This window comes from Clostridium sp., assembly GCF_036569345.1.
Lineage (GTDB): Bacteria > Bacillota > Clostridia > Clostridiales > Clostridiaceae > Clostridium_AD.
In genome coordinates, this window is record NZ_DATCQT010000023.1 from 23,839 (window position 1) to 30,419 (window position 6,581).

The window sequence follows — 6,581 nt, forward strand, 5'->3', positions numbered from 1 at the left end:
TACCTAATAGCAACTAAATAACAAAATTAAAAGGAGTCAAAAATAATGAAATTCAACGAATTAAAAGAAAAGATCCAATCAGGCAATACAAATCTCCCAACTCTAATAAAACCCAACTACGTCCCTATCTCTTCTCAACAAAACATAATTGATAATATAATCCTAATTTCCCTCTCTAAAGATGAATCTGGGTTTATAAAAATAGATTATACTCTAAAAACTTTATTCACATCTCTCTACATCCTAGCTAATTTCACAGACATTGAATTTGAAGGGTTAACAGATTTAGAAAATAATATTGATTCTGCACTAGCTGTTGAATTTTATGATTTCTGTAAAGAACATGGGGTAATTGAATGTGTAAGAATAAACTGCGATTACAGTGATTTTACTCAAACACTAGAAAGTGAAATTGCTCAAGAAATCGAACTTAGTAATAGTGTTGCTTCTATTCTTAGTCAGGTATTAAATAAAATCGCACTCAAGCTCCCAGCTCAGGGAGAACTAGGAGAAATTATGGGTAAACTTCCAAGTATCATTTCTAGCTTCAATGCACCCAAACCTAAATCAACACCTCGTAAGAAAAAGGTGTTATAGGAGGTAATTCTCAATGCCTAATTTCAATAGCATGAAAGAATTAGAAACATATCTTTTGTTAAAAGTACAAAAAGCTATGGCAACTACCGTAGCATCTGAAGTTAAACAATTAGAATCAGATAACGTAAAGGCTGTTGTTTATGACGCATACTCTCCTAAGCAATATATAAGGAGAGAAGATAATGGTGGTTTGTCTGACGTTAATCAGATGAAATCAGAGACATTTTCGGGCGGTAATATGGTCGTACTAAATGTAGAAAATAACACAATGAGCAATCAAAATTATAATCCCAATAATAAAGATCCTTTTTCACTTGCAGGATTAGTTGAATATGGAGATGGTTCAGGTTACGGAGAATATGATTATATGGGCAGTTCGGATTATTTAAAACCTCGCCCATTTATAGAAAAAACTAAGCAAGATTTACAAAATGGTAAAGCGAAAGAAATACTAGTAAAAGCATTACTGAATGAGGGGATACGTTCAATGTAGTTAGAGGGAATCACCCTCTATTTTTCATGTAGAGGAGTTGATTAAATTAATGTCAGATATGATTCAGATTAATATACAGGCGATATTATCGGAAGTCTCACAGAAGAAAATATTAACAGATATACAAGGGATTCAGGCAAAGATTAATGGTGATCCTTTAATACTAAAAGTCACTACGGATAGCACTGCGTTAAATGCACTCACCTCAAAAATACAAACTCTTAATAGTGAAGCAAATAAAGCAATAAGACTAAATATAGACTCTAGTTCTCTAGATAAAACAAGTGAGAAGTTTAAAATTTTTACAACTAGCACAGGAGAGCAGATAGAAAAAATCAGTTCCAAGACAAGAGAATTTACTGATAGTCTCGGTCGTGGAGTTAAAGAAGTAGACACTTTTAAAACATTGGTAAGCAAAGCTGGCGATTACACAACTGTTTTAACTGATAGAACTAGGTCTTATACTGATACTTTAAAGATAGCTAGAAATGAAGCAGATAAACTTGCTAATGCAATTGGTAGGGGTAATGAGCGATCACAATTAGCTAGAGCTAGTAGGGATAATGCTGTTGCTTTAGCAGGAAACACTGCTGTTAATAATGCTTCAGATCAGGCATATGTTCAAGCACAAAGAGATGAGCAATCAAGACTTAGAGCACATCAAGAAGCAAGTGACACAGCAAGAAGAATGACTGCTAATGAAGAAGCACAAAGAGTAGCAACAACTACTTCTGCTCAAAGACAGATAGAACAATCAATTCTAGGTTCAAATGAAACTATTGCTCAAGCACAGACTAGAATGAATTCTTCACAAGCAAATGGTAATAGATATGAAGAAATGTATTTACAGGCTGCTAGAGAACGGGAAGTATTAGATACTAGAAATGCAGAAACAGCTAGGCAAACAGTTGTTACTACTGAACAAGAAACTGCTGAATTGAGAAGGCAAATTGGACTCTACCAGGAACGCAATGCCTTAGCAATCCGTAATATTCAAGCAAGTGGTGGTAGTTTAGCTCAAACTCCTGCTGTGCAATCTCAAATAGGTGCTGTTCAAGGTACTGTTGCAGGATTAAGTAGTTCTGTTTTGGACGCAGATGGATTTAGAACTCAAACAGCTTCAATAAATACCTCAATGTCGAGGATTCGTACAGGTATAAATGAGGCAAGGGTTGCTACTCAAGGGTTCGGGGCAGATTTGGTAAATAATGGAATAAAGATGGCTCAGTGGACAATTGTTGGTGGTCTTATTTTTGGAACTCTATCAAAAATAAAAGAAGGATTTACATTCATAAATACTCTTGACAAATCTATGACAAATATACAAATGATTACTGGTATTACACGAGACTCAGTTATGGAAATGACAAAAGCATATGCCGACTTAGCTTCTCAACTACATTCTACAACAGCAGAAGTAATGGCATCGGCAGAGGAATTCCTAAGAGCAGGACATACCCAAGAAGAGACATTAAAATTAATTCAATCTTCAACTGTAATGGGTGCAATTGCTGGCCAAGATTCTAAGTCCAGTGCAGATCAACTTATTGCAATTACGAATGGTTTTAAAATGAATGCAGATGAAGCAATGACTGTAGTTGATAAATTAACAACAGTCGATAATATGTCTGCTACTTCAACTAAAGAGTTAGGTACTGCATTAGAAAGAACCTCAGTTTCAGCTCAAATGGCAGGAACTAGTTTTAGTGATTTGGTGAGTTATATAGGAACGGTAAGTAGCGTTAGTAGAAAATCTGCTAGTTCTATTGGTGAGTCTTTTAAAACTATGTTCGCTCGTTTCCAGGATGTAAAGGGAGGTAAAAAATTCGATGCGGATAATGAAGACGTTTCCAACGTGGAAAGGGACTTCCAAAAATATGCAAAAATATCAGTAAGGGAAACATCTGGTGAATTCAAAGATTTCTCTGCTGTAATTAATGAGTTAAGTGGTAAATGGAATACTCTTTCCCAAGTAGAACAAAGTGCTACAGCAAAAGCTCTAGCTGGCACAAGGCAAAGAGAGAATTTTCTGATATTAATGAACAACATGGATACCGCATTAAAATTACAATCAGCTCAATTAGATTCTAGTGGTTCTGCGATGACTAGATACGGTGAATTCGCAAAATCTACAGAAGCAAAATTAAATGACTTAACCAATGCAACCCAAAAAATTTGGTTGAATTTATTATCATCTACTTTTATCAATAGTGCAATAGGGGGATTAACTTCATTTGTAACTGCCATTGGTAATGTAACTACGCAATTTGGTTTTCTAAACACTGCTATATTTACCGCATTAGCTACAATGACTATATTTCAGAGTAAAGCAATTATTGGCGCAATAACTTCAATGATAGAATTAGGTGCATCAGTATTAAGTACAAGTGCATTTTTCGGTGGAGTTTTCCCTGCTTCTTTGGCTGTTGCTTCAACTGGATTAAGAGCTTTTGGTGCATCAATGCTAGGGTTATTAACAAATCCTATAGTCCTTGCTGTAGTTGCTGTAAGTGCTTTAACATATGGACTTGTTTCATATGCTAATCAGCAAGCAAAAGTAAAACAACAATTAGAGGAATCAAATAAAGCTCAGGCCGATTTTAACACTTCGTTGGCTGATTTTCAAAATACACTAGACCCTAAAAAAATAGACGATGCTACCGTAGCATTAGAAGCTATGAAAAAGGCAATGAACTATGATGAGAATCAAAAACAAATTCAAAAATTAAAAGAAGATATTTTAGTCTTACAGTCGATGGGCAATATCACCAGCGTTGATGATTATGGTCAAACTATTTCAACTGATAATGGGGCAATAGAAGCTAAACAACAAGCTCTTGCTGTTCTAGAGGGCAAAATAAAGTCAGTAGATGATGCTCAACAACAATACAACGTTGCAAAAAAAGAAGCTACTGCGTTAGATTATGGGTCTGTTCAAGCAGATTCACAAAAGATTGCTCTAAAGATTCGTGAGAATGCTGCCAATGGACAATTAATAACTAGTTACCAAAAGGTTGCAGATAAACTTGTCAAAGGGAATAAATTAACTGAAGAAGAATCGTCTTTAAATCAAAAGATGATTGATAAATATCCTGAATATAGCAAGGTTATGAATGATAAGACTAGTGCAATTGGTGTAAATATTGATGCCTTAAAGGCTAACCAAACTGCACAAGAAGCACTTGCTACTATAGAACTTAGTTCTTTAAAATCATCTGCCGAGGCTCATAAATTAGAGACTCAAGCTATAATTGACGCAACTACTAAAAGGATTGCTGCTATTGGGGCAGAAGTTAAAGCACTTGAAGCTAGAAACGCTGCTTATGCTTCACAAATTGACAAAGGTGGAAATACTGATCAACAAGAGCATTTTTCTATCTTAAATAATAATAGAGTATCTGAAGCTGGCAACCTTTTAGCGACAGCTAATAAAATGCTGAACCAAGCAAATCTAACAAGTAGTGCATGGGATACTTTATCTAATTTAAAAGCTAGTGATTTAGCAAAAACACCTACTAGTGGTAGTTATACTCCCCCCAATGGTACAGGTGGTTCTAATTCAGGAGAAGCACAAGAAGCAGTAACAGGCCCATATGCAGATTTAATTCGTGCAGCAGCAAAACAAAATGGAATTTCTGCAACTCTTTTAGATGCTTTGGTAAAACAGGAAAGTGGATTTAGAGCTGGTGTTGTAAGTCCTTCTGGTGCTGTAGGTTTAACGCAATTAATGCCTGGAACTGCTAAAGCACTTGGAGTAACTAATAGCTATGACCCTGCACAGAATCTAGCAGGAGGAGCTAAATATCTAAAACAACAACTTGATAAATTTGGTGGAGATATATCACTAGCTTTAGCAGCTTATAATGCTGGTCCTGGTGCAGTTACTAAATACAATGGCATTCCTCCTTATGCTGAAACTCAAAAATATGTAAAAACCATACTCTCTGATTATAATTCTAGAAAGACAAACCAAACAGCAATAGATGAAATAAGTGGGAAGGGTTCAGTAGAAGCTCCTGCCGTCCTAGATAACACTGATGCCCTAATCAAAGAAGCAAATGCACAAGCATTATTAACAAAAGCAAGGTCAGACGATTTAACCAAAGAGATTGCACAGGCAAAGTCCAACAATGATTATGCATTAACAATATCCAAATCTAATGAGCTAATCGGAAATCAAATAACACAAATAAATCAACTTAATGATGCAAATAATAAAATTAATGCTCAAGGCGCTCAAAATCATTCTAATTGGTTCACTGCTAGTAATGAACAATCATCTTCTTATATAGCTGAATATAATGCTCAGTCTGCTATATCTCAAAAAAATATGGATATAGAGTTTGCTAAGATTCAAAAATTACGTCAAGCATGGACCGCAAATGTAGACGCGATAAAAGCCGTATCAGAGGAAATTGTATCCCTTCGTACTGAAGAAGCAAATTCCATCATAGATGTCTATAAAAAAGCAGTTGAGACACAAAAGAATATTGCTATAGATGCAGAAAATGAACGTCATACTACAGTAATGGATCATATCGATGCAGAAATCAAAAAATTAGATGATGAAGCAAATGCTCAGGATTACACAAAGAATCTAGACAAAGCTCAAAAAGATGTTCAGAAGACTCAATCGGAAATAAATGTTTTATCTCTTGATAATAGTATTGAAGCAAGGGCAAAACGTTTTGTCTTAGAACAGCAATTAGCTGATAAACAATCTGCCATTGCTGATACTCAAAGCAAACATGAATTAGATTTGCGAAAACAAAATCTTGAAGACCAAAAAACTCTAGAAGACAAGAAAACTAAAGATACCACTACATCCATTGAATATACCTATACAGAACTTATCAACAATGAGCAAAAATGGGCAACTATGCGAGAAGATATTATTAAGGGGAATATCGCAAATATCAAAGCAGAATTGACTAAATTCTCAGAGGACTTTAGTCAAATTAACATCGCTCAGGCAGAAAAAATGGGGCAAAGTTTTCAAGATTTATTGAGTCTGATGCAAAAGGTGAATATTGCAAGTAACGGTATATCTGGGATTTCTGCTACTTCCACACCTACTGCTACTCCTGCTTCGGTTGCTCAACCTGCACCTGTTGCTAATCCTGCTCCGTCTACTGGTAGCAGAGGTAAAGTCCATGACGCTTCTACTCTTAATGTTCGTAATAGTCCAAATGGAACTGTAATTGGTAAATTGTTTGCAAATGAAGTAATGGAGATTATAGGTCAAAGTGGCAGTTGGTACAATGTAAAGTATGATACTGCTAAAGGTAAGAAAACTGGATGGGCATCTTCTAATTATATTTCTAAGTTTGATACTGGTGGACAATATACGGGCAGTTTTTCTGGTGGAAAACTTGCAATGCTTCATGAAAAAGAATTAGTGTTAAATAAAATTGATACCTCAAACCTCCTGAAAGCTATTAATATATCAAAATCATTTATGAGTAATTTTAAAATACCTGAATTCAATATA

At 35.2% G+C, this 6,581-nt stretch carries 3 protein-coding genes; all 3 read left to right on the forward strand.

From position 1 onward, the window contains the following. Nucleotides 1-45: 45 nt before the first annotated feature. Nucleotides 46-597 carry a hypothetical protein gene (locus VIM70_RS01635; RefSeq protein WP_331943474.1) on the forward strand — a complete coding sequence of 184 codons (552 nt, stop codon included), beginning with the start codon at nt 46-48 and terminating at the stop codon, nt 595-597. Between the two features lie 13 nt (nt 598-610). Next, nucleotides 611-1,090 carry a hypothetical protein gene (locus VIM70_RS01640; RefSeq protein ID WP_331943476.1) on the forward strand — a complete coding sequence of 160 codons (480 nt, stop codon included), beginning with the start codon at nt 611-613 and terminating at the stop codon, nt 1,088-1,090. Between the two features lie 49 nt (nt 1,091-1,139). Further along, nucleotides 1,140-6,581 (forward strand): phage tail tape measure protein (locus VIM70_RS01645; RefSeq protein WP_331943478.1); only part of this gene is annotated, 5,442 nt, incomplete at its 3' end.

What these genes read in the sequence shown, in the direction of transcription:
- VIM70_RS01635 (WP_331943474.1), top strand. Translation starts at nt 46, where the DNA reads ATGAAATTCAACGAATTAAAAGAAAAGATCCAATCAGGCAATACAAAT.
- VIM70_RS01640 (WP_331943476.1), top strand. Translation starts at nt 611, where the DNA reads ATGCCTAATTTCAATAGCATGAAAGAATTAGAAACATATCTTTTGTTA.